The sequence below is a fragment of the Microbacterium sp. Bi128 genome, from assembly GCF_918698205.1.
This window is the reverse complement of the sequence record NZ_CAKKMM010000322.1, coordinates 1-4,726: the sequence shown is the minus strand read 5'-3', so window position 1 is coordinate 4,726 and position 4,726 is coordinate 1. Positions and strand designations below refer to the sequence as shown.

Annotated in this window: 5 protein-coding genes; all 5 read left to right on the top strand. The window is 68.7% G+C overall.

All coding sequences use genetic code 11. The features are described 5' to 3' along the window. Nucleotides 1–561 (top strand): DeoR/GlpR family DNA-binding transcription regulator (locus LQV45_RS18075; protein WP_230008210.1); only part of this gene is annotated, 561 nt, incomplete at its 5' end. Continuing rightward, entirely contained in the window at nt 558–1,544 is a 987-nt protein-coding gene (locus tag LQV45_RS18070) for a 1-phosphofructokinase family hexose kinase (protein ID WP_230008209.1), read from the top strand. The genes LQV45_RS18075 and LQV45_RS18070, both read left to right, overlap by 4 nt. A 2-nt stretch (nt 1,545–1,546) precedes the next feature. Then, the gene (locus LQV45_RS18065) at nt 1,547–3,643 is read left to right on the top strand and encodes a fructose-specific PTS transporter subunit EIIC (protein WP_230008208.1); all 2,097 of its coding nucleotides are present in this window, start codon (nt 1,547–1,549) and stop codon (nt 3,641–3,643) included. A gap of 15 nt (nt 3,644–3,658) precedes the next feature. Next, nucleotides 3,659–3,940 carry an HPr family phosphocarrier protein gene (locus LQV45_RS18060; RefSeq protein WP_018774864.1) on the top strand — a complete coding sequence of 94 codons (282 nt, stop codon included), beginning with the start codon at nt 3,659–3,661 and terminating at the stop codon, nt 3,938–3,940. 323 nt (nt 3,941–4,263) lie between these two features. Then, entirely contained in the window at nt 4,264–4,551 is a 288-nt protein-coding gene (locus LQV45_RS18055; protein ID WP_230008207.1) for a Rho termination factor N-terminal domain-containing protein, read from the top strand. Nucleotides 4,552–4,726 lie beyond the last annotated feature (175 nt).

The window sequence follows — 4,726 nt, the reverse complement described above, 5'->3', positions numbered from 1 at the left end:
GCCTTGGCCCTCATTCCCCAGGGCCCCACCGGCAGCATCCTGATCGACGCCGGCTCCACCACGGAGGCCCTCGCCGAACTCCTGTCCGCCCGGGCCGCCGGAGCCGCCGCGCAGGGCACCGTTGCGGCGTCCGGGTCCGACGCCGAACTCGTCGTCATCACCCACTCCCTGCCCATCGCGTCCCGGCTGTCCGGCGGACCCGGGATCGCCCTGCACCTGCTCGGCGGCAAGGTCCGCGGCCTGACCCAGGCCGCCGTCGGCCAGTCCACGGTGGAAGCCGCCCGCCGGATCCGCCCGGACATCGCCTTCATCGGCACCAACGGCATCCATGCAGCCTTCGGGCTGAGCACACCCGATCCTGAAGAAGCCGCTGTCAAGGCTGCCTTCGTCCAATCAGCGCGCCGCATTGTGGTGCTGGCTGACTCCTCCAAGCTGGACGCGGAAACGCTGGTCCAGTTCGCCTCGTTGAAAGATCTGGACACCGTGATCACAGACACGCAACCCAGCCGGGAACTCGCCGACGCCCTTGCGGAAGCCGGAGTGGAGGTGGTGGTCGCGTGATTGTCACCCTCACCGCCAACCCCAGCCTGGACCGCACCGTGGCGCTGCCCGGCCCCCTCCTCCGCGGGGAAGTTCAGCGGGCCATCTCCGTCCGCCAGGAATCCGGCGGCAAGGGAGTCAACGTCTCCCGCGCCCTCGTCGCGTCGGGGCTGAAGACAGTCGCCGTTCTCCCCGGCGCCGAGGCCGACCCCGTCCTCACCGGCCTGCGGGAGACCGACGTTCCGTTCGCGGCCCTGCCGATTGGCGAGCCGCTGCGCAGCAACGTGGCCCTCACCGAGCCCGGCGGCGTCACCACCAAGATCAATGAACCCGGACCGGCCCTCAGCGAGGAGCAGCAGGAGGCCCTGATCAGCCTGCTGCTGGACCACGCCCGCGGTGCCGCCTGGGTAGTCCTGGCCGGCTCGCTCCCACCCGGGGTCCCGGCCGACTTCTACGCAACCGTCACCCGACGGCTGCGGTCCATGTTCGACGGCGAGGCCGCACCACGGGTCGCCGTCGATTCATCCGGCGAACCCCTCGCCGCAGCGGTCTCCGGCGACACCTCGGGAAAGCCGGACCTCTTGAAACCCAACGCCGAGGAACTGGTGGAACTGGCTGCCGCAGCCGGTTTCGCCACGAACAAGTCCGCCGAGGAGCTCGAAGCGGACCCGGAGGCTGCAGCAGCCGCCGCCTCCGCCGTCGTGCGCTCCGGAGTGGGTGCCGTACTGGCCACCCTCGGCTCCAAGGGTGCCGTTCTTGTGACGGCCGACGGCGCGTGGCTGGCCACGCACCCGCCGGTCACCGCGGTCAGCACTGTCGGCGCCGGCGATTCCTCGCTGGCCGGATACCTGCTCGCATCCAGCCAGGGCGCCGCCCCGGTCGATTGCCTCCGTCAGGCGGTGGCCCATGGTGCCGCCGCCGCTTCCCTGCCTGGCTCCACTGTCCCGGCAGTCAACCAAACCACCCCTGATGCCGTAACCATCACGGCCCTCCGGAAGGATTGACAGTGACACAGCTCATTACCACCGAACTGGTCGAGCTCGACCAGAATCTGGGCAGCTCGCCCGAGGACGTGATCCGGCATCTGGCAGGCAGGGTTGCAGCCACCGGACGCGCCACCGAGGCCGAAGGGCTTTTCGCCGACGCCTTCGCCCGGGAATCCAAGACCGCCACGGGCGTCCCGGGCGGCATCGCGATCCCGCACTGCCGCTCGACGGCGGTCACCGAACCCACGCTGGCGATGGCGCGGCTGTCCCAGCCGGTCGACTTCGGCGCCAAGGACGGGCCCGCTGACATCATCTTCTTCATCGCCGCTCCCGAGGGCGCGGACCAGGACCACTTGAAGCTGCTTTCGAAGCTGGCGCGGTCGCTGATCAAGAAGGACTTCACGGCCAGCCTGCGCGCCGCGACCTCCGAGGCGGAAATTGTCGACCTCGTCGACGCCGCCCTGGCGGACAAGCCGGCCGCCCACACCGCTGCAGAAGCGACCGGCGCCGCATCCGCGGCCGGCGCCTCAACCGCGGCGGCCGCAACCGGTGAAGGTGCCGGCGCGGCGAAGGCCAAGGGGCCCAAGCGCCTCGTCGCCGTCACCGCGTGCCCCACCGGCATCGCCCACACCTACATGGCCGCCGACTCGCTCGTCGCCGCGGCCAAAGAGGTCGGCGTGGACCTGCAGGTCGAAACCCAGGGATCCTCCGGCGCCAAGGCACTTGACCCCGCCGTGATCGCCGCCGCCGATGCCGTGATCTTCGCAGTGGACGTGGACGTGCGCGGCAAGGAGCGCTTCGCCGGCATGCCGGTGATCAACGCGCCGGTCAAGCGAGGCATCGACGAACCGGACAAGATGGTCGCCGAGGCACTCGCCGCAGCGGACAACCCGCACGCCCACCGCGTGCCCCACTTCGGCGCCGAGGAGCAGGCTGAGATGGCCGCCGAGGAAAAGAGTGAGCACATTGGCACGAAGCTGAAGAAGGCCCTCCTGACCGGTGTCAGCTACATGATCCCGTTCGTGGCTGGCGGCGGTCTGCTGATCGCCCTCGGCTTCCTGCTGGGTGGCTACAACATCACCGCCTTCGCGGACAAGATCCTGGCGGAGAACAGCCTCACGAACTTGCCTACCGTGTACCCGGAGCTGGCCTGGGGCCCGCTGGGCGCCTACCTGGGGGCCGTGCTCTTCAAGATCGGCGCCCTGTCCCTGGGCTTCCTCGTACCCGCGCTGGCCGGCTACATCGCCTACGCCATTGCTGACCGGCCCGGCATCGCCCCGGGCTTCGTTTCCGGCGCCGTTGCCGTCTTCATGGGTGCCGGGTTCCTCGGCGGCATCGTGGGCGGCCTGATCGCCGGCTACGTGGCCCATTCGATCGGCAAGCTTAAAGTGGCCCGCTGGCTGCGCGGCCTGATGCCGGTGGTCGTTATCCCGCTCGTGGCGTCGCTCGCGGCGTCGGGCCTGTTGTTCGTGTTCCTGGGCGCTTACATCGCCCGGGTCACTGTCGGGCTCAACGAGTTCCTGTCCGGCCTCACCGGTGCCAGCGCCATCGCCCTGGGCGTCATCCTGGGCCTGATGATGTGCTTCGACCTCGGCGGTCCCGTCAACAAGGTTGCCTATTCCTTCGCAGTCGCCGGCCTGGGCGCAGCCTCCATCACCAACCAGGCCCCGTGGCAGATCATGGCGGCCGTCATGGCCGCCGGCATGGTCCCACCGCTGGCCATGGCGTTGGCCGCGACCGTGCTGAACAAGAGGCTCTTCAGCCTTGCGGAACAGGAAAACGGCAAGGCTGCCTGGCTGCTGGGGGCCTCCTTCATCACCGAAGGCGCCATCCCGTTCGCCGCCGCGGACCCGCTCCGCGTCATCCCCGCCAGCATGCTCGGCGGCGCCGTGACCGGTGCCATCTCGATGGCGGCCGGTGTGGGCTCGAAGGCCCCGCACGGCGGAATCTTCGTCTTCTTCGCGATCGATTCGTTCCTGTGGTTCTGCATCGCCATTGCGGCCGGTACCGTGGTCGGCGCCTTCGCCGTGATCGGGCTCAAGCGCTGGGCAGTCAAGAAGCCGGTTGATACGGTGGAAACGGTTCCCGTACTCACAGCTGACAAACACGCAAGCTGACTTCAAGGAGCAGAAATGACCGAACGTAACGCCACCATTGCCAGCCGGGTCGGGCTGCACGCCCGTCCGGCCGCCATCTTCGCCGAGGCTGCAGGCGAGTTCGACAACCTCGAGATCACGATTGCCCGGCTGGGCGAGCCCGAGGACGAGGCGATGGACGCCGCCAGCATCTTGTCGCTGATGAGCCTCGGCGCATCGCACGGCGAAGTTGTGGTGTTGCGTGCCGAAGGTGAGGGCGCCGACGCCGCACTTGACCGCCTCGTGCAGATCCTTGAGACGGATCACGACGCCGAATAGCCCCACCTTCCGGCCCCGCGCCGGAACACCGGCAGCTTCAGTTGGCCCGGCCGGCCCCGATCAGGGGCCGGCCGGGCCTTCGCGTTGCCTGCCGCTTCGTTCAGAAGCAACGCGGGGTCATTTACGGCCCATTCCGGTGGGGTACTTGGGCGCTAAGTGACCCCGCGTTGCTCTGGCGGCGGACCGTCGGGGCAACTTTTATAAGCGGCCTTAGCAAATGCTTGTCACGGCCCCGCGGCGCGGCTAGTTTGGAATCCCCCGGCGGCACCGACCGCGGGCCGCCGCCCATGTGGTTCCCGGCCGAAGGAGCTGATCGCGCAGCCATGCCAACGACGAAAGGCGAGCCCCAAGGCTCAGAGAGCCCCAGCATCAAGGACCCCGAGCTCTATGAGAAGTTGCTCGAGGACGGCGCCTCCAAGCAAAAAGCCGCCAGGATCTCCAACGCCGCCGCCCAGCGGGGCCGGTCCTCGGTCGGCCGCAAGGGCGGCAAGGCCGGAGACTACGAGGACTGGACAGTGCCGCAGCTGAAGGCACGCGCCAAGGAGATCGGCCTCAAAGGTTACTCGGCCAAGAAGAAGAGCGAGCTCATCTCCGCCCTGCGGAACTCCTGATTAACGTGCACGACGGCGCCAGCCGGCATCCGGGCTCAGGCACGCTTTCGCGCCGTCTTCGACGCCGTCACTTTAGGCGCCGCTTCAGTCTTGGAAGCCGCCGCAGTCTTGGAACCAGTCCTGGTTGCCGCCGTCTTGGCGGCCGAGGATTTAGTGCCCGTGGACTTGGCTGCGG

Coding starts and splice junctions, on each gene's coding strand:
- LQV45_RS18060 (WP_018774864.1), top strand. CDS start 3,659: ATGACCGAACGTAACGCCACCATTGCCAGCCGGGTCGGGCTGCACGCC.
- LQV45_RS18055 (WP_230008207.1), top strand. CDS start 4,264: ATGCCAACGACGAAAGGCGAGCCCCAAGGCTCAGAGAGCCCCAGCATC.